Annotated in this window: 24 protein-coding genes; 10 read left to right on the top strand and 14 right to left on the bottom strand. The window is 65.3% G+C overall.

All coding sequences use genetic code 11. The features are described from left to right. Window positions 1–10: 10 nt before the first annotated feature. The 3 genes from V6N07_RS13760 to V6N07_RS13750 are packed head-to-tail and all read right to left on the bottom strand — an operon-like array spanning window position 11 to window position 2,659. On the bottom strand, window positions 11–778 hold the full coding sequence (locus V6N07_RS13760) for an ABC transporter permease (protein ID WP_371156908.1): 768 nt from the start codon (window positions 776–778) through the stop codon (window positions 11–13). Next, window positions 775–1,596: an ABC transporter ATP-binding protein gene (locus tag V6N07_RS13755; RefSeq protein WP_371156907.1), complete on the bottom strand. Its 822-nt coding sequence runs from the start codon at window positions 1,594–1,596 to the stop codon at window positions 775–777. The genes V6N07_RS13760 and V6N07_RS13755 overlap by 4 nt, the downstream gene beginning before the upstream one ends. Before the next feature lie 49 nt (window positions 1,597–1,645). After that, window positions 1,646–2,659, bottom strand: a complete 1,014-nt coding sequence (locus tag V6N07_RS13750) for an ABC transporter substrate-binding protein (RefSeq protein WP_371156906.1) — start codon at window positions 2,657–2,659, stop codon at window positions 1,646–1,648. Window positions 2,660–2,870: 211 nt separating this feature from the next. Between V6N07_RS13750 and nudC the strand changes: the two genes are divergently transcribed. Next, a complete protein-coding gene (gene nudC, locus V6N07_RS13745) occupies window positions 2,871–3,812 on the top strand; it encodes an NAD(+) diphosphatase (RefSeq protein WP_371156905.1) in 942 nt (313 codons plus the stop codon). Window positions 3,813–3,888: 76 nt separating this feature from the next. Then, a complete protein-coding gene (locus tag V6N07_RS13740; RefSeq protein ID WP_371156904.1) occupies window positions 3,889–4,350 on the top strand; it encodes an SRPBCC family protein in 462 nt (153 codons plus the stop codon). A 49-nt stretch (window positions 4,351–4,399) separates the two neighbouring features. On the opposite strand, the gene V6N07_RS13735 is transcribed toward V6N07_RS13740, so the two are convergent. Further along, window positions 4,400–5,248, bottom strand: a complete 849-nt coding sequence (locus tag V6N07_RS13735; protein ID WP_371156903.1) for a prephenate dehydratase — start codon at window positions 5,246–5,248, stop codon at window positions 4,400–4,402. Between the two features lie 135 nt (window positions 5,249–5,383). Here V6N07_RS13735 and V6N07_RS13730 point away from each other — a divergent pair, with 135 nt between their 5' ends. The 6 genes from V6N07_RS13730 to V6N07_RS13705 all read left to right on the top strand — a co-directional run bounded on the left by V6N07_RS13730 (window position 5,384) and on the right by V6N07_RS13705 (window position 12,046). Continuing rightward, window positions 5,384–5,902: a cytochrome c family protein gene (locus V6N07_RS13730; protein ID WP_371156902.1), complete on the top strand. Its 519-nt coding sequence runs from the start codon at window positions 5,384–5,386 to the stop codon at window positions 5,900–5,902. A gap of 199 nt (window positions 5,903–6,101) precedes the next feature. Continuing rightward, window positions 6,102–7,949 carry an extracellular solute-binding protein gene (locus tag V6N07_RS13725; protein WP_371156901.1) on the top strand — a complete coding sequence of 616 codons (1,848 nt, stop codon included), beginning with the start codon at window positions 6,102–6,104 and terminating at the stop codon, window positions 7,947–7,949. Window positions 7,950–7,952: 3 nt separating this feature from the next. After that, on the top strand, window positions 7,953–9,032 hold the full coding sequence (locus V6N07_RS13720) for a microcin C ABC transporter permease YejB (RefSeq protein WP_371156900.1): 1,080 nt from the start codon (window positions 7,953–7,955) through the stop codon (window positions 9,030–9,032). Further along, a complete protein-coding gene (locus V6N07_RS13715) occupies window positions 9,032–10,141 on the top strand; it encodes an ABC transporter permease (RefSeq protein WP_371157223.1) in 1,110 nt (369 codons plus the stop codon). The genes V6N07_RS13720 and V6N07_RS13715 overlap by 1 nt, the downstream gene beginning before the upstream one ends. Before the next feature lie 13 nt (window positions 10,142–10,154). Then, the gene (locus V6N07_RS13710; protein ID WP_371156899.1) at window positions 10,155–10,442 is read left to right on the top strand and encodes a hypothetical protein; all 288 of its coding nucleotides are present in this window, start codon (window positions 10,155–10,157) and stop codon (window positions 10,440–10,442) included. Further along, the gene (locus V6N07_RS13705; protein ID WP_371156898.1) at window positions 10,439–12,046 is read left to right on the top strand and encodes an ABC transporter ATP-binding protein; all 1,608 of its coding nucleotides are present in this window, start codon (window positions 10,439–10,441) and stop codon (window positions 12,044–12,046) included. Before V6N07_RS13710 ends, V6N07_RS13705 begins: the two co-directional genes overlap by 4 nt. A gap of 25 nt (window positions 12,047–12,071) precedes the next feature. Here V6N07_RS13705 and V6N07_RS13700 read toward each other — a convergent pair whose 3' ends face one another. Beyond that, window positions 12,072–13,370 carry a D-alanyl-D-alanine carboxypeptidase family protein gene (locus V6N07_RS13700; RefSeq protein ID WP_371156897.1) on the bottom strand — a complete coding sequence of 433 codons (1,299 nt, stop codon included), beginning with the start codon at window positions 13,368–13,370 and terminating at the stop codon, window positions 12,072–12,074. A 256-nt stretch (window positions 13,371–13,626) separates the two neighbouring features. On the opposite strand from V6N07_RS13700, the gene hemF reads away from it, so the two are divergent. Continuing rightward, the gene (gene hemF / locus V6N07_RS13695) at window positions 13,627–14,529 is read left to right on the top strand and encodes an oxygen-dependent coproporphyrinogen oxidase (protein ID WP_371156896.1); all 903 of its coding nucleotides are present in this window, start codon (window positions 13,627–13,629) and stop codon (window positions 14,527–14,529) included. 19 nt (window positions 14,530–14,548) lie between these two features. Here hemF and V6N07_RS13690 read toward each other — a convergent pair whose 3' ends face one another. Both V6N07_RS13690 and hemE read right to left on the bottom strand, forming a co-directional pair. Continuing rightward, the gene (locus V6N07_RS13690; protein WP_371156895.1) at window positions 14,549–15,718 is read right to left on the bottom strand and encodes an NAD(P)/FAD-dependent oxidoreductase; all 1,170 of its coding nucleotides are present in this window, start codon (window positions 15,716–15,718) and stop codon (window positions 14,549–14,551) included. An 80-nt stretch (window positions 15,719–15,798) separates the two neighbouring features. Beyond that, on the bottom strand, window positions 15,799–16,833 hold the full coding sequence (hemE, locus tag V6N07_RS13685; protein WP_371156894.1) for a uroporphyrinogen decarboxylase: 1,035 nt from the start codon (window positions 16,831–16,833) through the stop codon (window positions 15,799–15,801). A 116-nt stretch (window positions 16,834–16,949) separates the two neighbouring features. Between hemE and hemC the strand changes: the two genes are divergently transcribed. Then, window positions 16,950–17,897 (top strand): hydroxymethylbilane synthase, encoded by a 948-nt coding sequence (gene hemC, locus V6N07_RS13680; protein WP_371156893.1) that lies wholly within the window; start codon window positions 16,950–16,952, stop codon window positions 17,895–17,897. A 33-nt stretch (window positions 17,898–17,930) separates the two neighbouring features. On the opposite strand, the gene V6N07_RS13675 is transcribed toward hemC, so the two are convergent. From V6N07_RS13675 to V6N07_RS13645, 7 genes are read right to left on the bottom strand one after another with little or no spacing between them, the layout of a single operon-like run. After that, window positions 17,931–18,884 carry a TonB family protein gene (locus tag V6N07_RS13675; RefSeq protein ID WP_371156892.1) on the bottom strand — a complete coding sequence of 318 codons (954 nt, stop codon included), beginning with the start codon at window positions 18,882–18,884 and terminating at the stop codon, window positions 17,931–17,933. Then, window positions 18,881–19,264: an ExbD/TolR family protein gene (locus tag V6N07_RS13670; protein WP_371156891.1), complete on the bottom strand. Its 384-nt coding sequence runs from the start codon at window positions 19,262–19,264 to the stop codon at window positions 18,881–18,883. Before V6N07_RS13670 ends, V6N07_RS13675 begins: the two co-directional genes overlap by 4 nt. Then, on the bottom strand, window positions 19,261–19,626 hold the full coding sequence (locus V6N07_RS13665; RefSeq protein ID WP_371156890.1) for an ExbD/TolR family protein: 366 nt from the start codon (window positions 19,624–19,626) through the stop codon (window positions 19,261–19,263). Before V6N07_RS13665 ends, V6N07_RS13670 begins: the two co-directional genes overlap by 4 nt. Further along, complete coding sequence (locus tag V6N07_RS13660) at window positions 19,619–20,251, bottom strand: MotA/TolQ/ExbB proton channel family protein (protein WP_371156889.1); 633 nt, start codon at window positions 20,249–20,251, stop codon at window positions 19,619–19,621. Before V6N07_RS13660 ends, V6N07_RS13665 begins: the two co-directional genes overlap by 8 nt. Further along, window positions 20,251–20,658, bottom strand: coding sequence for a hypothetical protein (locus V6N07_RS13655; RefSeq protein ID WP_371156888.1), 408 nt, complete (start codon window positions 20,656–20,658; stop codon window positions 20,251–20,253). Before V6N07_RS13655 ends, V6N07_RS13660 begins: the two co-directional genes overlap by 1 nt. Beyond that, entirely contained in the window at window positions 20,655–21,044 is a 390-nt protein-coding gene (locus V6N07_RS13650; protein WP_371156887.1) for a glyoxalase superfamily protein, read from the bottom strand. Before V6N07_RS13650 ends, V6N07_RS13655 begins: the two co-directional genes overlap by 4 nt. Further along, window positions 21,038–23,074: a TonB-dependent receptor domain-containing protein gene (locus V6N07_RS13645; RefSeq protein ID WP_371156886.1), complete on the bottom strand. Its 2,037-nt coding sequence runs from the start codon at window positions 23,072–23,074 to the stop codon at window positions 21,038–21,040. Before V6N07_RS13645 ends, V6N07_RS13650 begins: the two co-directional genes overlap by 7 nt. Window positions 23,075–23,243 lie beyond the last annotated feature (169 nt).

The following is a 23,243-nucleotide window of genomic DNA, read 5'->3' as shown; positions in this document are numbered from 1 at the left end:
ATCGGTCCGGTCAGCCCGGTGTGCGTTCGGCCCAGCCTGCGAATATCTTTTCGAGGATGACGACGACGTAGAACAGTGCAATGCCGAGGATTGCCAAGACAATCAGCACGGCGAACATCAGCGGATAATCCGCATTCGTGCGTCCGGAATCGAACAGGGCGCCCAGGCCGCGACCGTGCGGCGAGACGATTTCCATCAGGTTCGTGCCGATGAAGGCCAGCGTGACCGATACTTTCAAAGCTCCGAAAAACTCGGGCAGGGTCTTGGGCAGGGCGATCTTCCAGAAGATCGTCGTGTTGGAGGCGCCGAGGCTGCGCAGGATGTCGCGATATTCCGGCTCCAGCGTCGACAGGCCGATGGAAACCGAAACGGCGATCGGGAAGAACGAGATCATGAAGGCCATCAGGACCGTGTTGAAATCATGCGCGCCCACGAACAACAGGGCGATGATCGGCACGACGGTCGCCTTGGGGACCGCGTTGAAGCCCACGAGCAGGGGATAGAGGCCTTCGCGCGCAAGGCGCGAGAATCCCATGATCATGCCGAGCGCCAGCCCGAAGATCACAGCCAGCAGTAGGCCCAGCATGGTGCGCCACAGGGTTTGCCAGCTTCCGATCAGGAACAATTCCCAATAGCGGGCATATGCTGGCGGCAGGTCCGACGGCGAGGCCATGACGAAGTTCGGCCAGCCGTTGACCCAGACAAGGGCCTCCCACAGGATGACGAAGATAAGCATGGCGGTCAGTGGCACCGCGATCTGGCGAAGGGTCCGGTTCATTGGGCGGCGCTCTCTTTTGCGGGGGCCTCGCTCTGGGCGCCGACGTCGCGGCCTTGTGCGATCTGGATTTCGCGGCGCAATGTCGCCAGAAGCTCGACCGCGCGGGGCGCATAGAGGTCGTCGAGACTGCGGTTGTCGCCCATGTCGACCTCGACCACGCGCTGGGCGCGGGCAGGCCGCGCGCTGAACACGACCGTCCGGTCGGACAGGAAGACCGATTCCCGCAGGTCATGGGTAATCAGGACGCAGGTAAAGCTTTCCTGGCGACGCAGGTCGTGCATCGTCTGCCACAGGTCCTCGCGCGTGAAGGCATCGAGCGCGCCGAAGGGTTCATCGAGGATCAGGACCTCGGGGCGGTGCACGATGGACCGGCACAGCGACGCGCGCTGGCGCATGCCACCGGACAGCTCGGAGGGTCTCTTGTCTTCGAAACCATCGAGGCCGACCAAGGCCAGCAGTTCGCGTGCGCGGTCCTGCTGCCGGGTCTTCGACATGCCTGTCGACACGATTTCCAACGGCAGCATGACATTCTGCAGGATGGTCCGCCATTCCAGCAGGACAGGGTTCTGGAACGCCATTCCGACGGTCTTGCGCGGTCCGGTCACGGGCTTGCCGCCCAGTTTGACCACACCCTGATCCGGTTTCATCAACCCGGCGATCAGGCGCGTCAGGGTGGACTTGCCACAGCCCGACGGGCCGACGACTGCGGTGAAGCTGCCCTCCGGCATGTCGATGCTCAGGTCGTCAAGGACGGGCAGGGGGCCCGATGCCGTGCGGTAGGCGTGGGTGACATGTTCGAGGGCGATGGGAAGGGACATGGGCGGCCTTGTCTTGAAAAGGAGCGGCCCGAAGGCCGCCCCGGTTTGCTTACTTGAGCATCCGCGCGTCGGCGGCAGGCAGGAAGCTGTCATCGAAGTAGAGCGCGGCGTCCGGCTCCGACTGGAACTCGTAGACCAGCTTGGTCTGTTCGATGGCGCTGGCCATGCGGTCGGCATCGATGCCGCCCATGCCGTTCTCGGCAACGTAGTCGGTCAGGACATTCGCATCGATCGCCATCTGCAGGCGCCGCTGCTCCAGCTCGACGTCGCCGGCGGGGTTGCGGTCGATGACCATCTGCGCCCCGGCAGCGGGATCCGCGATCACGTCCTTCCACCCGGCGGCCACGGCGGTCAGGAAGCCCGTGACGGCATCGGGGTTCTCGGCGGCGAACTCGGTATTCACGATGATGGCGTTGCCATAGAGGTCGACGCCGTAATCCGACATCAGAAGAACGCTCAGGTCGTCCTCGGGCACGCCGAGGCGGATCGCGTTCAGCGTGGAGGAAAAGCTGAAGCCCGTGACGGCGGCGACTTCACCCTGTGCCAGCATCGGCTCCCGCGTGGGGAAGCCCACGGGCTCGACCGTGATGGCATCCACGTCGATACCGGTTTCGGCTGCAAAGATCGGGAACTGGGCCCATGCGCCATCGGGGGGCGGCGCACCAAGGACCGCGCCTTCGAGGTCGGACGGCTCCTCGATGCCGAGGGACTTTCGGCCGACGATGGCGAAGGGCGGCTTGTCATAGACCATCATGACGGCGGTGACGGGCGCGCCGGGGTTCTGATCGAGGAACCGCATCAGCGAATTGATGTCGGCAAAGCCCATCGGAAACGCGCCGGTGGCCACTTTCGGGATCGCGTCCAGCGACCCTTGCCCGGCACTGATTTCGACCGACAGGCCCGCGGCCTCGAAGTGGCCGTTGTCGACGGCTGCGAAATAGGCGGCGGACGGCCCCTCGAATTTCCAGTCGAGCGCGAACGGCACGGCAGTGGCATGGCCGTCGGCAAAAGCCGGGGCTGCCAGCATCAGGCCGGCCGCCAGGGCGGTGAAACGATTGAACATGATAACTCCCCATCTGTTCGGACGCCTGATTTGCGATTCAAGACCCGCAAAGGACCAGAGTCGTCCCGCATGAGGCCCTGATTGCCCCGGTGGTGGGCGTCATATCAATCATTTTCGCGACGGTTTGCGTATTTTTTGGGCATTGGGACAGTTGCCAGTCCCCCGGCTTTCCCGCAGACCACGGGGCCGGAGCGTCATGCAGGAGGACACCATGGATCACGCGGAAACGGTGACCTTTGGCGGCGGGGGCCTCAACCGGGCCGAGGATCTGCGTCGGCATCCCGATCAGCTGGCGGCATTGCCGGCGTGCACCATACCGGTCTGGCGTGGCAAGATCCTGCTGAATGCGGACCGCAGCGCGCTGGAAATGATACCGGGTCACGCGTTGGACGATCACGGACATCCGGTCCTGATCGGCGAGGTCGGTGGCACGGCCGTTTTCGCGCGTGACGTATCCGGTTTGCCCGTGGCGGGTGCGGACGACGCGCTCGATACATTTCTGGATCCCAGTGAACAGACGCACCCTGATCTGCCCGAAGGAAGCGCCTTCGCCGAATTGCGTGCCGTGATGACGCAGTTGTCGCCCCTGGACGCCGAGATCGCGGCCACCGCCAAGGGGGTGCTGGAATGGCACCGCACCCACGGGTTCTGCGCCAACTGCGGTACCGCCACCTCGCCCGGCAAGGCCGGTTGGATGCGGGCCTGCGACGGATGCGGGCGGTCGCATTTCCCGCGGACCGACCCCGTCGTCATCATGCTGATCACCCGCGGCGACAGCGTCCTTCTGGGCCGGTCGCACGGCTGGCCCGAAGGCTTCTTTTCCTGTCTGGCCGGGTTCATGGAGCCGGGAGAGACGATGGAGGGCGCCGTCCGCCGCGAGGTCTGGGAGGAGACGGGCGTACGTGTCGGACCCGTGCGCTATCTCGCCAGTCAGCCATGGCCGTTTCCCGGGTCCCTGATGCTGGGCGCCCACGGCGAGGCGACAAGCGCGGACATCACCATCGACCCCGAGGAAATCGCCGAGGCCATCTGGCTTGACCGGTCGGAGGTGTTGGACGTGTTCGCGGGTACCCACCCGACGGTCACACCCGCGCGAAAGGGGGCCATCGCGCGTTTCCTGCTCGAGGCGTGGCTGACAGATCGCATCGATTGATCCGGGGATTGGCCAGCGATTGACCTTCGCGCCGCAGTTCATAGGTTCGGGACGAACAGAACAGGACGGACCCAGCATGAAATTTGTCGCCACCGAAGAGATCGCCGCACCGATCGACGTAGTCTGGGCCCGCGTGAGCGACTTCGAGGCGTTCGAGAGGCGTGCGGCGGGCAAGGCCGGACAGGTATCTCGTTCCCCCGAGGGGCCGGCAAAGGCAGGCACCAAGTGGACCGGGTCCGTCGAGGCGGCCGGCAAGGTGCGACAGGCCAGCGTTACCTTGCTGGAACTCGATGCCCCCCACCGGATGGACCTCGAAGGGGGCAGCGACGGCATGACTGTCACTCTGGATGTGATGCTGGAGGCATTGTCCCCGACCAAGACCCGGCTGACCGTGACGACCGAGGCAAAGGCGCGCAGCCTTGCCGCACGGCTGATGCTGCAATCTGCCAAACTGGCGCGGCCGCAATTGGCGAAACGCTACAAGGGCCGCGTGGCCGGTTTCGCCGACAAGATCGAAAAATCCTACGCGACCAGCTGATCAGATCGTCCCGCGCCGCGGGGGTGCCGGCCGCCCCGGCGCGGCACCCTCAGATGGTGCCGCCGTCGAAATGCTCCGGGTCGGCCGGGTAGACGCCCATGATGTCCAGCGTATCCGTGAAGTATCCCAGTTCTTCCAACGCACGCGCGACGGGCGGATCTTCGGGGTGCCCCTCGATGTCCGCATAGAACTGCGTCGCCGTGAACTTGCCGTCGACCATATAGCTTTCGAGTTTGGTCATGTTGACGCCATTCGTGGCGAATCCCCCCATCGCCTTGTAGAGGGCAGCAGGGATGTTGCGGACGCGGAATACGAAGGTCGTCTTGATCGGGCCGCTGCCCGGCGCCGGTCGGGCCGGATCCCGTGACATGATCAGGAACCGTGTGGTGTTGCGGTCGTGGTCCTCGATATGGCGGGCCAGCACCTCCAGCCCATAGATCTCGCCCGCCATTTCGGACGCCAGCGCCGCCTGTGACGGATCGCCAAGGGCCGCGATCTGCTGCGCCGATCCGGCGGTGTCGGCACCGACGCGGGGGCGTATGCCATGGGTCTGCAGGAACTCGCGGCATTGGCCCAGCAGCACCGTATGCGACTGGGCGATCCGCACCTGTTCCAGTGTCGTTCCCGGCACGGCCAGAACGTTGATGTGAACCCGCACGAAAGCTTCCTCGATGATGTGAAGGCCCGAGTGAGGCAGCAGGGAATGCATGTCGGCCACGCGTCCATAGGTCGAGTTTTCGACGGGCAGCATGGCAAGATCGGCCGAACCGTTCCGCACGGCCTCGATCGCATCCTCGAACGTGGCACAGGGCAGGGCGGCATGGTCGGGACGGGATTCGTGGCAGGCCTGGTGCGAATAGGCGCCCAACTCTCCCTGAAAGGCGATCTTGGCGGTCATTGCGGGTCCATTTCGATTATGGTGCGATTGGTCGCGGGCAGTATCTCTTGCGCCGGGGCGCTGAAACCACATACATATCCGCGACGCGAGAGACCAACCCGTAGTGACGGGGCCAGAGACGTGAAAGAGGCCAAGATGGATACCATGACGATAACCAAGGCCGGCGGCGCATTTTGTGGCGCCCTGCTTGTGTTCCTGTTGGGCGCCTGGGCGTCCGAAGGGCTGTATCACGTCGGAGGTGGTCACGGCGAGGATCACGCGATGGGGTACGAGATCGAAGTGGCCTCCGCTGATGCCGCCCCCGAGGAGGCCGCCCCCGAGGTGCCCTTCGAAGAGGTCTATGTGAACGCCTCCGCCGAAGACGGTGAGCGTCTGTGGCGCCAGTGTTCGGCCTGTCACAAGCTGGAGGAGGGCGCGAACGCCACGGGGCCGTATCTCTATGGTGTCGTCGGTCGCCCCAAGCACGCGGTCGATGGCTATGCCTATTCCGACGCCCTGCTGGGACAGGACGGGGAATGGACGCCCGAAAACCTCAGCGGCTTTCTTCTGAACCCCAAGGAATACGCGCCCGGCACCAAGATGGCCTATCGCGGCATGTCCGACGTCGAGGACCGCGCCAACCTGATTGCCTATCTGGCCACGATCGGCGGCTGATCCAGCCTTCGCATCACCGGAACGACGGCCGCCCCCATCGGGCGGCCGTTTGCGTTTCGGGGCAGGGGCAGGCATGCGTCGTCCGACATCGCTTTCCTGCGCGGCAAGCTGGCCTAATTCACGATCAGGTGTTGGGTATGCCCTTGAATCCCCGGCGCCACGCTCGTTACCTGAACAGAACCCAACCGGGAGGTTCCGCATGTTCCACCGTATCGCCGCGACCCTTGTCTCTGGCCTCGCTCTTGCTGCACCCGTTGCTGCGCAGGATGTCACGGTCAGCCATGGCTACAGCACGTTCGGGGAGTTGAAATACGGACCGGACGAGCCCTTTTCCTACGTCAACGTCGACGCGCCGAAGGGCGGCGAGATCAGTCTGCATGCGCTGGGCAACTACGACAGCTTCAACCCCTACACCCGCAACGGGAACGTGGCGACGGGCACCGGCGTCCTGTGGGAAAACCTGTTCGTGTCGGCCGCCGATGATCCCTACGCGGTATATTGCTACCTCTGCGAAACGATCGAATACCCTGAGGACCTGTCCTATATCGCGGTGAACCTGCGGGGTGGGATACGGTTCACGGACGGCACCCCGATGACGGCGGAAGACCTGAAATTTACGGTCGACCTGTTCCTCGAGCAGGGCCTGCCCGAGTTTCGGAACGTGTTCGAGCGCTATTACGAAAGCGTCGAGGTGACGGGCGACAATCAGGTCACCTTCACCTTTACCGAGGAGGCGCCGCTGCGCGATCGTCCGGGCCTTGTCGGGTTCTGGAATCCGTTCTCCAAGGCGTGGTTCGAGGAAAACGACGCCCGCATCGACCGCACGACGCTGGACGTGTTCCTCGGGACCGGCCCTTACGTGGTGGGCGACTACGACGTCGGGCGCAGCGTGACCTACACCCGCACGCCGGATTGGTGGGGCGCCGATCTGCCGTTGAACCGCGGTCGGCACAATTTCGACAGCATCCGGTACGAATACTTCGGTGACAGTTCGGCCGCCCTGCAGGCGTTCTTTGCGGGTGAATACACCGTGCGGGTCGAAACCTCGTCCAAGGAATGGGCGACGGCCTACGACGTGCCGCCGGTCGAACGCGGTGACGTGGTCCGCGAGGTCCTGCCGGACGGCAACATCACCACGGCGCAGGGGTTCGTGTTCAACCTCAAGCGTGACAAGTGGCAGGATGCGCGCGTGCGCGATGCAGTGGCCATGATGTTCAACTTCGAATGGTCGAACGAGACGCTGTTCTACGGCCTCTATTCCCGTCCCGTCAGCTTCTGGGGCGGTTCGGACCTTGCCGCCGAGGGCGTGCCGGGGGCCGGCGAACTGGAAGTGCTGGAACCGCTGGTGGAGCAGGGCCTGCTCGATGCATCCATCCTGACCGATGAGGCGCGGATGCCCGCGGTGGGTGACCCTGCGCGCAACCAGCCCGATCGCCGCACCCGCCGCGCCGCCTTGCGCATGATGAACGAGGCTGGCTGGGAAACCGGGGCCGACGGCATGCTGCGCAATGCGGACGGAGAGACGTTGGAAGTCGTCATCATCCAGTTCAGCCCGACCTTCGACCGCGTCGTCAATCCATACGTCGAAAACCTGCGCAGCATCGGCATCGACGCCCGGTTGGAGCGGATCGACCGCGCGCAGTACATCGAACGCCGCCGGTCGGGTGATTGGGACATGACCAACCATTCGCCGGGGCAGGAGTTCGAGCCCGGCGCAGGCCTGAAACAATGGTTCCATTCGGACACGGCCGAAGACAGTTCCCGCAACCTGATGGCGCTGGCCGATCCGGGGATCGATGCGCTGGTCGACGAAGTCATTGCCGCACAGGATCTGGAGACCCTGACCCAACGCACCCGCGCACTGGACCGTGCGTTGCGGGCCTACGGCTTCTGGGTGCCGCAATGGGGCAATTCCGAGCACTGGGTGGCCTACTGGGACCAGTATCGCCACCCCGCAGAGACGCCGCCCCTCGCCGTGGGCGTGATCGACTGGTGGTGGTATGATGCCGAGGCCGCCGATGCGCTGAAAGCGTCCGGGGCCCTCTAATCAATGGCAGCCTATATCCTTCGGCGGCTTCTGCTGATCATTCCGACCCTTCTGGGGATCATGGTGATCAATTTTGCCCTAGTGCAATTCGTGCCCGGTGGCCCGGTGGAGCAGATCCTTGCGCAACTGGAAGGGGGCGGCGACGCCTTCGACAGTTTTTCGGGCGCGGCGACCGAGATTCAGGACCGTGGCGGAGAAAGCAACTACACCGGCGCACAGGGGCTGCCCGCCGATTTCATCGCCGAGCTCGAGGCGCAGTTCGGGTTCGACAAGCCGCCATTGGAACGATTCCTCAACATGATGTGGGATTACATGCGCTTCGACTTCGGCGAGTCGTATTTCCGTTCAATTTCGGTCGTGGATCTGGTGCTTGAAAAGATGCCGGTCTCGATCACGCTGGGTCTGTGGACCACGCTTCTGGCCTATCTCATCTCGATCCCGCTGGGCATCCGCAAGGCGGTGCGCGACGGGTCGTCCTTCGATACATGGACGTCGGGCGTGGTGATCGTGGCTTATGCGATCCCGGGCTTCCTGTTCGCGATCCTGCTTCTGGTGCTGTTTGCGGGCGGGTCGTATTACAAGATCTTCCCGCTGCGCGGCTTGACGTCACCGGGGTGGGAGGAACTGTCGCTGATCGGCAAGGCGCTCGATTATCTGTGGCACATCACCCTGCCGGTTCTGGCCTCGACGATCGCGGCCTTTGCGGGACTGACGCTGCTGACCAAGAACTCCTTCCTCGACGAGATCCGCAAGCAATACGTGGTGACCGCGAAGGCCAAGGGCCTGAGCGAGGGGCGCGTCCTCTATGGTCACGTTTTCCGTAACGCGATGCTGATCGTGATCTCCGGCTTTCCCGCCGTGTTCGTATCGGTGTTCTTCGGCGGGTCACTTATCATCGAGACGATCTTCTCGCTCGACGGGCTTGGGCGGCTCGGGTTCGAAGCCGTCGTCAACCGCGACTACCCGGTGATGTTCGGCACCTTGTTTGCCTTTTCGCTGATCGGGCTGGTGGTCGGGTTGCTGACCGACCTGACCTATATCTGGGTCGATCCCCGCATCGATTTTGAAAGCCGGGAGACATGATGACCCTGTCGCCCCTCAATCAGCGGCGCGTCCGCAATTTCAAGAAGAACACGCGCGCCCTCTGGTCGCTGTGGATCTTTGTGGTCCTCTTCGGCCTGTCGCTGTTTGCCGAACTGCTGGCCAACGAAAAGCCGATCCTCGTCAACTATCGTGGTGATCTGCACGTGCCGATCGCCAAGTTCTATCCCGAGACCGCCTTCGGTGGCGATTTTCAGACCGAGGCCGTCTACCGCGATGCGGAGGTGGAATGCCTGATCGTGTCCGGCGGGTTGGGGGATTGCTTCGATTTTCCCGACGAGGTGATGGAGGAGGTCCGCGAAACCGGCGCCTATGACGGCACGAGTGTCGAACGCGGTTGGGTCCTCTGGCCGCCGATCCGCTATAGCTACAATACCGTGGCGGACATCTCCGGCGCTGCCCCCTCCGCTCCCGATGGCGAACACCTTCTGGGCACCGACGACACGGCGCGGGACGTCTTGGCCCGTGTCATCTATGGCTTCCGCCTGTCCGTGTCCTTCGCCCTTCTGGTCACGCTGTTCACGTCGATCATCGGCATCACGGCAGGCGCTGTGCAGGGGTTTTTCGGCGGGTGGACGGACCTGATATTCCAGCGGGTGATCGAGATCTGGGGCAGCACGCCCAGCCTCTATATCATCATCATCGTCGCCGCGATCATCCCAATGAATTTCTGGCTTCTGGTCGGGTTGATGACGCTCTTCGGCTGGACCGCCCTCGTGGGCGTGGTGCGGGCCGAATTCCTGCGCGCGCGCAACTTCGAATACGTGCGCGCCGCGCGGGCGCTGGGCGTTGGCAACGGCACCATCATGCTGCGCCACGTCCTGCCCAATGCAATGGTCGCCACGCTGACCCTGTTGCCGTTCATCGTGACCGGCACGATCGGGGGCCTTGCCTCGCTCGACTTCCTCGGTTTCGGCCTGCCGTCGTCGGCGCCGTCCCTGGGTGAGCTGACGTTGCAGGCCAAGCAGAACCTGCAAGCGCCCTGGCTGGCGTTCACGGCGTTCATCACATTTGCCGTGATGCTGTCGCTGCTGGTGTTCATCTTCGAGGGCATCCGCGACGCCTTCGATCCGCGAAAGACCTTCTCGTGACCATCGCGCAGGCATGCGGCACTTCGTCAGGGGCGAACCGGTGATTGAGCTTGTGTTTAAAACGTTCTTCGCTGCGTTGGGGTTCTTCTTCTTGTGGGGAGCTATGGATCTCACCCGATTTCAGATGCGTCTCGGCATCTTCTTCCCGTTCACCCTGATGTTCCCATCGTCCCGTGCGTTCCAAAAGCCGAAGGTCGACCCGGAGGAGGACCGGATTCGGATGCGGTTGCTGGTTCATGGAATAGCCAAGATATCGGTGGTCGCCGTGATCGTGTTTGCCCTCGTGGAATTGGCCAAATGACCCTCCTCACCGTCGAAAATCTGCGCATCGCCTTCCGGCAGGACGGAAAGACGTCCGAGGCCGTGCGCGGCGTGTCCTTCACCGTCGAAAAGGGCGAGACCGTCGCGCTGGTCGGTGAATCCGGGTCCGGTAAATCGGTGACGGCCCTTTCCACCGTCTCCCTGCTGCCCGACAGCGCCGAGGTGACGGGCTCCATCATCTACGACGGCACGCAAATGGTCGGCGCACCCGAGAAAGACCTGCGCCGGGTGCGTGGCAACGACATCAGCTTCATCTTCCAGGAGCCGATGACCTCCCTCAACCCGCTGCACACGATTGAAAAGCAGCTGTCGGAATCACTGTTGCTGCATCAGGGGCTGACCGGGGCAGGGGCGCGGGCGCGTATTCTGGACCTGCTCGACAAGGTCGGGATCGTCGATGCCGAACGCCGCCTGACGGCCTATCCCCACGAATTGTCCGGCGGACAGCGTCAGCGGGTGATGATCGCCATGGCACTGGCCAATGGCCCGGACCTGTTGATCGCGGACGAGCCGACGACCGCATTGGACGTGACGATTCAGGCTCAGATTCTCGAACTGCTGGCCGAGCTCAAGGCGGCCGAAGGCATGTCCATGCTGTTCATTACCCATGACCTCGGGATCGTGCGGCGCTTCGCCGACCGCGTCTGCGTCATGCAGCACGGCGAGATCGTCGAGGCGGGGCCGGTGGCCGAGATCTTCGGCAATCCGCAGCACCCCTATACCCGAACCCTGTTGGCCGCCGAACCGACGGGGGTTCCGGACCCCGTGCCGGCCGATGCGCCGCAGATCGCGCAGACGGAAAACCTCCGGGTGTGGTTTCCGATCCGCACAGGCCTGCTCAAGCGCACGTCGAGCTATGTGAAGGCGGTGAACGACGCGTCCCTGTCGGTCAGGGCAGGGGAGACGGTGGGCATCGTCGGCGAGTCGGGGTCGGGCAAGACCACCCTGGCCTTGGCCATCATGCGCCTGATCGCATCCGAGGGGGCGATCACCCTCGAAGGCGCGCGGATCGACGGTCTGAAATCCCGCGAGATGCGCCCCCTGCGCCAGGCGATGCAGATCGTGTTCCAGGACCCGTTCGGCAGCCTGAGCCCCCGCATGACCGTGGCCGAGATCGTGGCCGAGGGGCTGCGCCTGCATGACACCGGCGATGGGCGACCGCACCGCGAACAGGTGGCCGCGATCCTGGCGGAGACGGGGATCGATCCTGCATCGATGGATCGCTATCCCCACGAATTTTCCGGCGGGCAACGCCAGCGTATCGCGATTGCGCGTGCGATGATCCTGCGCCCGAAACTTGTCGTGCTGGATGAGCCGACGAGCGCGCTGGACCAGACCGTGCAGGTGCAGATCGTCGATCTGCTGCGCGACCTGCAAAAGCGGCATGGTCTTGCCTACCTCTTCATCTCGCACGACCTGAAGGTTGTCCGGGCACTGTCGCACAAGGTGATGGTGATGAAGCGCGGGGATGTTATCGAGGCAGGGGACGCCCGTCAGGTGTTCGACGCCCCCGCCGATCCGTATACGCGCGCTCTGATGGCGGCGGCGTTCGATCTGACGGCGTCCGACGCCGTCGCCGTCTGACGACCCGGCGGCGCGGGCCGCCGGATCAGGATTCCGACATCACGTCGCAATCGACGTCACGGGCGCGCAGGCGGGTGCAGGCGCGGTTGGCCTCCCGCTCGGACAGGCCGACGAAGCTGGGGTCATAGCCGCCGCGGGCGGGCTCCACGCGGCGCAGGGCGTCGTCCAATGCATCAAGTTCCTGCAGCGCAGTGCGCAGCAACAGCTTGTCGGCCGCCGAACGCGACGGCTGTCGGCGCAGCGAAATGGCAAAGCTGCGCCCACCGCTGGTCGAGGCGCGGGTGACCACCTGCAAAGGAACCTCGACGACGTCGGGGCGGGGTTCGGGCACGACCGCAGGCACCACCGGCGCCGCGGGCGAGGAGGCGTTGGCGACGATGACGGGTGTACCGGGCATGCCACGCGCGATCGGTCGCATGGATACGGCGGGTGCGGTCGGACCGGGCAGCGTGGCGCCGTCATAGGTCGGCAGGCTGGGCCGGCGTTCGGCAACCCGGCTGGGCGCACGTTCGAAGCCAAGGTCGAGGAGTTCGGCGATGCGCGCGTTCCGCGTCGCGGTCGAGGTGCCACCGAAGACGGTCGCGATCACCCGCTCCCCGTCCCGCTCGGCGCTGGCGACAAGGTTGAAACCGGCGGCGTTCGTATAGCCGGTCTTGATACCGTCCGCCCCGCGATAGGCATCGAGCAGGCGGCGGTTCGTGTTGCGCACGGAGGTGATGCCAGCATCCGTCGAACGGCGCGAGAACAGGTTGTAGTACTGCGGATAATCGTAGAACAGACGGCGCCCCATGACGGTCATGTCGCGTGCCGTGCTCAGATGGCCCGACTGCGTCAGACCGTGGGCATTGCGGAACGTGGTCGAGGTCATGCCAAGCGCCCGCGCGGTGCGGTTCATGCGGTCCGCAAAGGCGCTTTCCGAGCCGGAGATCGCCTCGCCGATGGCGGTGGCGGCGTCGTTGGCCGATTTCACGGCAGCGGCACGGATAAGGTAGCGGAACGCGATCTTGTGTCCGGCACGAAGGCCGAGTTTCGAAGGAGGCTCGTCAGCCGCGTTGCGGCTGATCCTGACTTCGGTGTCGAGGGTGATCTCGCCAAGGCGGACCGCCTCGAACGCGATGTAGAGGGTCATCATCTTCGTCAGCGACGCGGGATGCAGACGCGTGTCGGCATTGCGCGACCGCAGCACCTCTCCGGTGCGGGCATCCATCACCAGCTCAGCGTAGGGGGCGGCGCGGGCCACGGTCGCCAGTGCGGAAAGCACCAGCAGGACGACGAAGAATAGGGGCGCAAGGGCCCTGAAGGCCCGGGTCGTTCGATGTATCATCTGCGACTGCTCTGACTGCCTGAGGCTCGATCGTTGCCGAACCTGCGTTTTGATTACCTCCACGGTAACCGTAGTTTGCGGGTGAATCCACCGTTCATGAACTTGCCCCGAAATTACCCTATTCCCTATACTTGGCGACAATATCTGGTGCGGGATCGCACCATGGCATACAAGCTTCTGAGCCAATCGTGGCGAAATCTGGGCGGCCTCGGCGGCGGCCCGCTGATAAAGCGGATTTGCAAAAAAAGGGGGGGTCATGCTCGACTCGGCAGACACGAGAAAGTCGGAGGCGGCGTCCTGGTTCCGCGGCCTGCGCGATAGAATCACCTCTGCCTTCGAGGCGTTGGAGGATGCGGGCGCACCGGGCCCCTTCGCGGAACTGGCACCCGGTCGGTTCGACGTTTCAGAAACAAGGCGCGATGCGGGCGACGGCACCGACGCGGGCGGCGGAATCATGTCCGTCATGCGCGGCGGACGGGTGTTCGAGAAGGTGGGCGTGAACTGGTCCGAGGTGCATGGAACCCTCGCCCCCCGCGCGCAACAGGCGATGGCCGCGCGCGGCGTTCCGGGGATGGCGGAGGATCCGCGCTTCTGGGCCAGCGGGATCAGCCTGGTTGCACATATGCGCAATCCACACGTTCCGGCCGTCCACATGAACACCCGCATGTTCTGGACGCCGAATGCATGGTGGTTCGGTGGGGGCGCCGATCTGAACCCCTGTCTGGAATACGCGGACGACACCGCGCATTTCCACGGTCAGATGCAGGCGGCCTGCGATCCGCATGGCCCGCTCGATGGGGAAAACCGTTACGACAAGCTGAAGGCCTGGGCCGATGAATATTTCTTCGTGCCGCACCGGGGCCGGGCCCGTGGCGTCGGGGGCATCTTCTACGACGACCTGAACACCGGCGACTGGGAGGCCGACTTTGCCTTCACACGGGACGTGGGGGCCCATTTCCTGCCCGCCTATCAGCCGCTGGTGGAAAAGCGGCGTGCACAGCCATGGTCGGATGCCGACAAGGAGGCACAGCTCGTGCATCGCGGGCTCTATGCGGAATACAACCTCGTCTATGACCGGGGCACGAAGTTCGGGCTGGAAACCGGGCACAACGCGGATGCCGTGCTGATGTCCCTGCCGCCCGAGGCCAAGTGGCCCTGACCTGACAACCCCGCCGCGGCTATGCCCAGACGGCCTCGAACGTCTGGGCATAGCCCTCGCCGCCAATACCCGCGCCCGACGCGACCATGGCGCCAAGACGCCCCAGTTCGTCCCCGCATTTGGCGGCGGCGCCGTTGCCACCGCACAGGACCGTGACGTTCGGTCCTGCCCGATCAATGTAGGGATAGCCCGTCTCGGACCAGACGACGGCGCAGGGCTGCGTATGCTCGGCCTCGACTTGCAGGCCCGGCAGGACACGGCGCATCTCGGCCAACAGGCGCAGGCCGACATCGGCCTCACCGTCGCCGTGGAACCAGGCCGCCATGTCCTCCGACGAATGGATACGCGCCGAATCCACCTGACCACCGATCTTGAGGTACAGATGCCCGTCCGGATAGCGCACGGGCGGCAGCATGTAGAGATCATGGTCCCAGCCGTCCGGAACCCAGATCATGCTCGGCATCGTGGCCAGGCGGGCGCCCTCTGCCTCGGACAGGCGCGCAAAGGCGATTGTCCGCGCCCAGACCTTCAGGAGAGGCACACGCGGCAACAGCCCGTCGCTCGCCGCATGCGGGCCCGTGGCAACGACGACATGGCCCGCCGACAGCGCCGTGCCGTCGGCCAGGCGGATCGATCCTTCCTGAGCGTCGCACGCCGGCGAGGCAAAGACCTGCGCCCCAGCCTTCAAGGCCAGATCGATCTGCGCGCCCCGCATCGCGCGTGGATCCATCCAGCCGCCCTGCATCGTCTCGAAGCTGGCACGTGATCCGTTCGGCAGCGCGATACCCAGCCTGTCCGCGACCCCCGCGGCGTCGAGGATATCGGGTGGCTGCGGCAATGCGCCGGCGATGGACAGGAAGCGGTCGGTGAACGCCGCCATGCCCCCCTCCGTCGGCCCGGCCATCAGAGCGCCGGTTTCATGGAATATGCGCGCGCCGCTGCGCGCCTCGATGTCGCGATAGCGGTCTATCGACCGGCGCGACAGCAGCGACCAATCCGCATCCGCTGCAACGCGGCGGGTGATGCGCGCGGCGTCGAAGTGGCTGCCGAAGGGGCCGGCCGAAGTCGTTCGGTTGGCGGGTTCCGGCGCGGCGACGAGGGCAACCGAATGCCCGCCCTCGGCAAGATAGCGGGCGCAGGGCCCCCCCATCATGCCGCCGCCGATTACGATGAAGTCGAATGTATCCATGGGCGCACAGTGTCAGGTCCGCCGCTCAGGTCCAGCCCTGATCGCCGTGTCGTTGGTGTCTTTGCCGCTTGCCCCGTGCCTCAGGCGGACACCGATTCCCGCAGGGTTTCGATCATCAGGGAAACGTTGTCCGGATCCGCATCCGGCGTGATCCCGTGGCCAAGGTTGAAGATGTGCGGCCCCCCCGACAGGGCATCGCGGATACGGCGCACCTCGGAGATGAGCGCGTCGCCACCGGTGACCATGTGCGATGACTTCAGGTTGCCCTGAACGCAGCCCGCGGGTTGCACGTTCTCGGCGACCCAAGCCGCATCGACAGAATCGTCGACGGCGACGCAATCGGCCCCGGTGGCGGCGTGAAATCCGACATAGCCTTCGCCGCCCTCGCGCGGGAACGCGATGATCGGCAACGTCGGGTGGCGGCGCTTCAACTCCGCGATGATCTTTCGGGTCGGCTCCACCGCGTACTTGCGGAAATCGTCGCCCTTCAACGATCCGGCCCAGCTGTCGAAGATCTTGACCGTTTCCGCACCCGCCTGAACCTGCATGTCGAGGTAATCGATCGTGGCGTCCGTGATCAGGTCCAGCAGGGCTTCGAACACCTCGCGGTTTTCGTCCTTGAGGGCATGTGCCGGGGCTTGGTCGGGCGTGCCGCGACCGGCGATCATGTAGGTCGCCACGGTCCAGGGCGCGCCTGCGAACCCGATCAGCGCCGTCTCGGACGGCAGGGCCGAGGCGAGGTTGCGAACGGTCTGATAGATCGGGGACAACGTGTCGTGGATGTCGTCGCGTCCCTTCAACTTGGCAAGACCGGCCGCGTCGGTAATCGTCGACAGGCGCGGGCCTTCGCCGGTGACGAACCACAGATCCGCCCCCAATGCCTGCGGCACCAGCAGGATGTCCGCAAACAGGATCGCCGCGTCGAACCCGAACCGGCGGATCGGCTGCAACGTGACTTCGGTCGCCAGATCCGGGTTGTAGCAGAGCGACAGGAAATCCCCGGCCTCGGCCCGCGTTGCCTTGTATTCGGGCAGGTAGCGCCCTGCCTGCCGCATCATCCAGATCGGGGGGACGGGCAGGGTTTCACCGGCGAGCGATCGCATCAGTTTCTTCATTTTCAGGGCTCCCGGTCGGCTGAGGTCTGGACAGCATGTGTCAACTTGGTGTCACAGTGTCAAACAGACCGCAGGTGTCAATCCCGCCTGACACTCCTCGACCGAAACGGACCGACATGACGACTGATTATTCCCCCGCCCGCCCCCTGAAGATCGGTACGCGGGGATCGCCCCTTGCACTGGCGCAGGCCCATGAGACGCGGGCGCGGTTGATGGTGTCGATGGACCTGCCGGAAAATGCGTTCGAGATCACGGTCATCAAGGTGACGGGGGACCGCATTCAGGACCGCCCGCTCAAGGAAATAGGCGGCAAGGGCCTGTTCACGCGCGAAATCGAGGAAGCCTTGCTGGACGGTGGTGTCGATATCGCCGTCCACTCGATGAAGGACATGCCGACGATTCAGCCCGATGGCCTCTTGCTCGATACCTATCTGCCGCGCGAGGATGTGCGCGACGCGTTCATCACCCTAGACGGTCGCCCACTGTCAGATCTGCCTGACGGCTCCGTGGTGGGCACGTCGTCGCTGCGCCGACGGGCGCAGCTGACCCACCGGCGGCCCGACCTGAAACTGGTCGAATTTCGGGGCAACCTTCAAACGCGGATGAAGAAGCTGGGCGACGGGGTGGCATCGGCCACGTTTCTTGCGATGGCCGGTCTCAACCGGCTGGCGATGGACGATGTGCCGCGTCAGGCGATGGCGACCGACGACATGCTGCCTGCGATTGCCCAAGGGGCCATCGGCATCGAACGGCGTGCCGACGATCACCGGATGGGGGACATCCTGTCAGCTATCCATGACCGCGATACGGGTCTGCGGCTGGCCGCGGAACGTGCGTTCCTGCTGACCCTCGATGGCTCCTGCGAGACACCGATCGCGGGTCTTGCCGATCTCGATGGCGGGACATTGCGCCTGCGCGGAGAGATCCTGCGCCCCGACGGGTCGGAGGTGATGACAGAGGCTGGCGATGCCCCGCTCGAAGACGGCGCGGCGCTGGGGCAGGACCTGGGCAAACGTCTGCTGGACCGTGCCCCTGCCGGGTTCTTCGACTGGCGGGCGGCCTGACGGCACCGACACCGGATTGGCCCATGCGCGGGCCTACCGGCTGACCCCGAACGGAACCGAAAAGCGGGTCTGGGCGCCGGCAGGGGGGCGTGGAAAGGGCGCGGCGGAGCGGACGAAGCCGAGGGCTGCGCGGTCCACGACCGAGGAGCCGGAGCTTGCGATCAACGAAACGCTGCCGAGGCCACCGCTGGAGGTGATGGAGAACCCGACGGTGGCGCGGCCACGTTCCGACAGGCGCGGTACCCTTTGGCGCGCAAGACGGGCCATGACCTGCCCTGCGTAATTCGCCGCCGCCGCCGCGCCGGATGACGTGGCCTGCGCCCGCGCCTGAGCCGCCGGGGCCGCAGGCGCGCGCGCCTGTTCCTGCCCGCGGGCGGATCCTGCCCGGCGATCCGCATCCGCATTCCCGCGCGCGGCCTGTACGCGGGGCGGTGTAGGGCGGAAGTCTTCGGGAACCGCTGGCTTGGAGGGGGGGCGCGCAGAGATCAGGGGCGTCGTCGCCTGCGGCTCGCTCGCGACGATCGTCTCCGCGACCGGGGGCTGCGCAGCCGTGACGGCGGGGGACGGTGTCGCGTGGCTTTGCGACGGGGCAATGCTCGTACTGTGCTGGGGGTCGATGGCGGGGGTGACGGGGGCCGTCGGCGTTGTCACGGTCATCGCAGCCGTCGATGTCGCCGTATCGGATCTCGGCTGATGGGTGGCGGGTGCCGATGCCACCGCCGTGACCGGGCGCGCGCTTGGTGTCACCGGATGGTGTGGGCGAACGGATGTGGTCGGCTGCGGCGTCGGAGAAGGGGCCACGGGCGTCGATGCGGCGTTCGGTGTGCCTTGGACGGTATCGCGAAAGGCGGACCCTATGCGGACCTCGGCCACGTTGGCCCCGCCTTCGACCTGCACCGCATCGGGTGTCACGCCAAGGGACAGACCGGCCGCGTGAACCGCAAGCGAGGCCGCGAGGGCGGCGGGAATGCCGAGCCAGCGTTTCATGGCGCAGATTGCCGGGATACGACGATGCGGACCTCGCCCGTGCCTGCGGCGCGCAGGGCGCGCGCAATGGTCAGAACACGCTCGGCGGGGGCCGCGCGGTCGGGCACCAGTCGGACAACCTCACCCTGTCGCGATGCCGCGAATTCCGGCGCATCCATCGGGGTGCCATTCGCGATGGTCTGCCCATCGGCCAGAATGGCCAGTGCGTTCGGCGGGGGCTCGGATTTGCCCGAGGCGAGGTCCGGCAGGGTCAGATCCTGTGGCAGCGGCGGGGCCACGGTGCCTGCGATCAGAAAGAAGATCAGCATCAGGAACACGATGTTGATCAGCGGCAGGGCACCGTCGCGTGTGCGGGCGCGGGGTTCGGCTGCACGGATCATCCGGCCACCGAAACCGACAGGTCACCAATCGCTGTCAGCGCCGCCAGCGCGTCCACCAATCCCTGCGCCAGCAGACCGTTCGCGGGTGCGAGGATCACCGGCTGGCCGGGTTCCGGTGTGCGCAATGCGGCGATCGCGGGGGCCAGCGCCTCGGGTGTCACGGGGCGGCCGTTCAGGGTCCACCCCTCGGGCGTGGCGCGCAGGAACAGCGGGGCGCGGTCGCCTGCCGTCTGTCCCGCCCCGGAGGAGGATAGCGGCAGCGAGGCATATTGCGAGAACGTCGATGTCAGCATGAAGAACAGCAGCAACAGGAAGATGACGTCGATCAGAGGGGTCAGGGAGATTCCCTTGCGCCTAGCCATTCAGGGGCCTCAGCATGCGGGGCAGGGCGCTTGCGATATAGGCGCGGTCCTGCGTTGCCCGCCCTTCCAGCCACGCCAATGCCATCTGCGTCGGGATCGCGACCACCAGCCCCGTGGCCGTGGTCAGCAAGGCCACCCAGATCCCCCCCGCAAGGATGGAGGGGTCGACGGCTGCGCCGGCCTCCTGCAGGGCACGGAAGGCGTCGATCATGCCGAGAACCGTGCCCAGCAGGCCGATCAGGGGCGCGCCCTGTGCAATGGCCTCCAGCACCCCGAGGCCGGAGGTCAGACGTTCCAGCCGCTTTTCCGCATCTGCGGCAATACGTGCGCGCAGTGGCGTATCCGCATCGGGGCCGGCGACGAGGGCCGCGCGCAGAACGGGGGCAAGATGGCTGCGGCTGCTGTTGAGCTCGCCATCCGCGATATCCACGCTGCCCGCGTCGCGGGCGTGCAGGGCGCGGTCCAATGCGCCGTGACGATGCACGCCAAGGGCGATGAATTGCCCGGCCTTCCAGATGACGACCGTCAGGGCGCCGACCGACATGAAGATCAGAACCATCACGACAGGGCCCCCGAGGGCGATGAAGTCGCGCGTGATCTGCTGTGCCTGCACGACTGCGTCCATCAGCCGACGACCTCGATCTCTGTACGGCTGCTGGGGATCAGGCCGGCCTCGCATGCGGCGGTATCCATCGCGCCGTCGCAGCGGGCCGCACCGTTGAACAGGACCTGGCCCAGATCTTCACAGGCAAGGCCGTCCACGTCGAACTGTCGCACGCGGGACCGTTTGGACGGCAGGCTGCCGAAATCGAACAGGGTCAGGCGGTCGACGGTGCCGTCGGTGGTGAACAGCACGGTTTCGAACACCGCGCTGTCCTGCGCCGCCTCTGCGCCGTTGGCCACGACGAAGGTCAGGCGGCAGGCGCCCGCCAGGGTCTCGGTCCCGTTCAGTTCGACCGACAGGGTGGGCGCGTCCTGTGCCACGGCGGGGGCCGCCAGCAGGATGGCGGCGATGAAGGCTGGGTAGTTCATGAGCTTGCCTCGCGTGATGGGGCGCTGTGCTGATGGGTAAAGCGCAGGCGGTTGCCGAAAGGATCGGTCAGGGTCATTTCGCGGCCCCATGGGACATGTTCGATGCCGGGGCGGGCACCGGGGTGCCCCCGGGTCGTTAGTTCGTCGTGAAGGGCGTCCAGATCCGCGGTCGGAACGAAAAGGGTCGCGCCGGGGGTGGCGTCGCCGTGGTGACCGCTTAGGTGCAGGCACAGCCCCCCGCGCGACACCTGCGCATAAAGCGGCAGGCCCGGCTCGAACCGGTGTTCCCAGTCGCGGGTGAAGCCGAGGAACCGTTCATAGAAGTCCCGGGCCTGGGCCTCGTCGAAGATGCGCAGGACCGGGGATATCGTGCCGAAAGTTACCACGTCAGGCCGCGGGTCAGGCTGAGCTTGAACGTCCGCCCGGCACCGTCGTCGCCCGCAAGGTTGTTGCGGTAGTCGCGGTCCAGCACGTTGTCGATACCGGCGCGCACCTGCCACCCCTCCAGAACGCCCGCGGTCGGAGTGTAGCTGGCGTAGACATCATGCAAGCCATAGCCGCCGTACCGGGTGCCATCGGATTCGGTGATGTCATCCACCAGCGTCCCCTGCCAGCCGAAGTCCAGCGTCCGGTCCGCGTTGCGCCCGCCGATCGTCAGGACCGCCGTTTCCGCAGGGATCGAATCCAGATGCGCGCCGGTCGTCAGATCCTCACCATCGGTGTAGGAATAGGCCAGACGGGTATAGAACCGATCCGCCTCGTAGGCGCCCTCAAGCTCGGCTCCGCGGATGCGGGCGCTGCCGATCTGGCGGTAATAGGGCGTATTCGCCGTGCTGTCGCGTTCGATCAGGTCGTCGATGTCATACTGGAAACCGGTCACCTTGATCGCCAGCCTGTCGTTCCCGGCCCACAGGCCGTTCCGCTCGAACGCAAAGCCCAGTTCGACCGCATCGGAGGTTTCGGGGTTCAGCGTCAGCGCCGCGGTTTCCCCATCACTGCTGTCGGTGGAATAGAGTTCATCCAGCGTCGGCGCGCGTTCGGTTCGCGACACGGAGCCGAACACCGAGAACTCGGGCGTGACCTGATACAGGGCCGCCAGTTTCGGCGAAACCGACGTGGTGTCGATGTCCGTCGCGCCCGCGATCCGGGAATCGGGTGACAGGCTGGCCATGTCGACGCGGATGCCGGGGATCAGGGTCAGACCGCCCAGCGCCATTTCGGCCTGTCCGTAGAGGCCGATGCGGCGATCGGTGCCTTCGGGGTGGAACTCGATGTTGCCGGAGGTGGCGGCCTCTGCCGTCCGCTCCTGCTGGCTGGCCTGTAGGCCGTAGGTCAGGAAGGTCTCGCCCCCGCCAAAGGCAAGGCGGGAAGTGTTTTCCACCTTCAGGCCGAAGGTCTCATAGCCGTATTCCGAATCCTGGAACAGAACGGACGGCGAGAAAGCCCCGAAGGATGCGTCGTCCTGCTGGATATTGGTATCGGACCAGAAGGCGGTGACATCCAGATCGACCAGATCGTTGCCCGGCGCGGTGTTGGCATAATTGAACGTCAGGGTCTGGTCACGGACCCGGCGATCGATGGTGCCAAAACCCAATGTGCCGGTCTGGCTGTAGTCGGTATCGTCCAGATCGCTGTCGAAGGCGGAATAGGACAATTCGACCGACTGCCCTTCGGCCAGCTGATAGGTGCCCTTGACCAGACCCGTCAGCGCATCGAAATCGGATCCGGAGATCGAATTGCCGTCGCCGTCTTCGTATTCCGAGGCGCGGCGATAGGTCAGCGATGCCAGAACCTCGGCGCGGTCGGACACGCGGCCCGCGTAGGTCAGCGTGGAAAAGCCGCCTTCGCCGTTGCTGCTGCCGCCGATGCGGAAGGACAGGGCGTTGTCGGCATCGGCGGTCAGGAAGTCCGACGGATCCTTGGTTTCGAACGCGATGGCACCGCCAAGGGCACCCGCCCCGACGAGGGTGGAGGATGCCGGACCGCGCAGAACCTCGACACGCTTGTACAGTTCGGGATCACCGAAGAAGGAGCCGACGCGGTATTGTTCGTGGAACTTGGTGGCCCCGTCGACGGTCACGATGATCTTCGATTCGTCGGATGCGGCCAATTCGCCGACGCCACGGATGTTGAAGCTGATCCCGGCGGCGCGGTTCGATCCGATGGACTGAACGCCCGGAACCTCGTCCAGAAGTTCGGCGGGCGTTGTCGCCTGCTGTCGGTCGAGGTCCTCGCCGTCCAGCGATGTCACCGCCTGCGGCGTGTCGATGGCGACGCGCGGCACACCGAAGCCAAAGATGATGCGGTCGAGTTGCAGGAAACCGCCCGGATCCTGTGTCGTATCCTGCGCGGTCGCACCTGTCGCGGTCGCGCAAAGCGCGGTGGCCGCCAATAGGCGGGTCGTCAAAGAAGGCATGGTCGTTCCCCTTGCCGAAGCTGTCGGAAATGTTTGCTGGCGAGGAGCTGGCGTGAATCGGAGGCGGTTCTTCGCCCCGTTGATCGGGGGGCTAGCAATGCCGACAAAAATAGTCAAGAATACCTTCGACGCAAGCTAGCCAAGGTCGCGACCGACCGATTGCAAGCCA

It is taken from the genome of Jannaschia sp. 2305UL9-9 (assembly GCF_041403465.1).
GTDB lineage: Bacteria > Pseudomonadota > Alphaproteobacteria > Rhodobacterales > Rhodobacteraceae > Jannaschia.
This window is presented reverse-complemented; position numbering and strand designations above follow the sequence as displayed.

Bases quoted from the DNA above. Each gene is read 5' to 3' on its own strand.
- V6N07_RS13760 (WP_371156908.1), bottom strand. From the start codon at position 778: ATGAACCGGACCCTTCGCCAGATCGCGGTGCCACTGACCGCCATGCTT.
- V6N07_RS13755 (WP_371156907.1), bottom strand. From the start codon at position 1,596: ATGTCCCTTCCCATCGCCCTCGAACATGTCACCCACGCCTACCGCACG.
- V6N07_RS13750 (WP_371156906.1), bottom strand. From the start codon at position 2,659: ATGTTCAATCGTTTCACCGCCCTGGCGGCCGGCCTGATGCTGGCAGCC.
- nudC (WP_371156905.1), top strand. From the start codon at position 2,871: ATGGATCACGCGGAAACGGTGACCTTTGGCGGCGGGGGCCTCAACCGG.
- V6N07_RS13740 (WP_371156904.1), top strand. From the start codon at position 3,889: ATGAAATTTGTCGCCACCGAAGAGATCGCCGCACCGATCGACGTAGTC.
- V6N07_RS13735 (WP_371156903.1), bottom strand. From the start codon at position 5,248: ATGACCGCCAAGATCGCCTTTCAGGGAGAGTTGGGCGCCTATTCGCAC.
- V6N07_RS13730 (WP_371156902.1), top strand. From the start codon at position 5,384: ATGGATACCATGACGATAACCAAGGCCGGCGGCGCATTTTGTGGCGCC.
- V6N07_RS13725 (WP_371156901.1), top strand. From the start codon at position 6,102: ATGTTCCACCGTATCGCCGCGACCCTTGTCTCTGGCCTCGCTCTTGCT.
- V6N07_RS13720 (WP_371156900.1), top strand. From the start codon at position 7,953: ATGGCAGCCTATATCCTTCGGCGGCTTCTGCTGATCATTCCGACCCTT.
- V6N07_RS13715 (WP_371157223.1), top strand. From the start codon at position 9,032: ATGACCCTGTCGCCCCTCAATCAGCGGCGCGTCCGCAATTTCAAGAAG.
- V6N07_RS13710 (WP_371156899.1), top strand. From the start codon at position 10,155: ATGCGGCACTTCGTCAGGGGCGAACCGGTGATTGAGCTTGTGTTTAAA.
- V6N07_RS13705 (WP_371156898.1), top strand. From the start codon at position 10,439: ATGACCCTCCTCACCGTCGAAAATCTGCGCATCGCCTTCCGGCAGGAC.
- V6N07_RS13700 (WP_371156897.1), bottom strand. From the start codon at position 13,370: ATGATACATCGAACGACCCGGGCCTTCAGGGCCCTTGCGCCCCTATTC.
- hemF (WP_371156896.1), top strand. From the start codon at position 13,627: ATGCTCGACTCGGCAGACACGAGAAAGTCGGAGGCGGCGTCCTGGTTC.
- V6N07_RS13690 (WP_371156895.1), bottom strand. From the start codon at position 15,718: ATGGATACATTCGACTTCATCGTAATCGGCGGCGGCATGATGGGGGGG.
- hemE (WP_371156894.1), bottom strand. From the start codon at position 16,833: ATGAAGAAACTGATGCGATCGCTCGCCGGTGAAACCCTGCCCGTCCCC.
- hemC (WP_371156893.1), top strand. From the start codon at position 16,950: ATGACGACTGATTATTCCCCCGCCCGCCCCCTGAAGATCGGTACGCGG.
- V6N07_RS13675 (WP_371156892.1), bottom strand. From the start codon at position 18,884: ATGAAACGCTGGCTCGGCATTCCCGCCGCCCTCGCGGCCTCGCTTGCG.
- V6N07_RS13670 (WP_371156891.1), bottom strand. From the start codon at position 19,264: ATGATCCGTGCAGCCGAACCCCGCGCCCGCACACGCGACGGTGCCCTG.
- V6N07_RS13665 (WP_371156890.1), bottom strand. From the start codon at position 19,626: ATGGCTAGGCGCAAGGGAATCTCCCTGACCCCTCTGATCGACGTCATC.
- V6N07_RS13660 (WP_371156889.1), bottom strand. From the start codon at position 20,251: ATGGACGCAGTCGTGCAGGCACAGCAGATCACGCGCGACTTCATCGCC.
- V6N07_RS13655 (WP_371156888.1), bottom strand. From the start codon at position 20,658: ATGAACTACCCAGCCTTCATCGCCGCCATCCTGCTGGCGGCCCCCGCC.
- V6N07_RS13645 (WP_371156886.1), bottom strand. From the start codon at position 23,074: ATGCCTTCTTTGACGACCCGCCTATTGGCGGCCACCGCGCTTTGCGCG.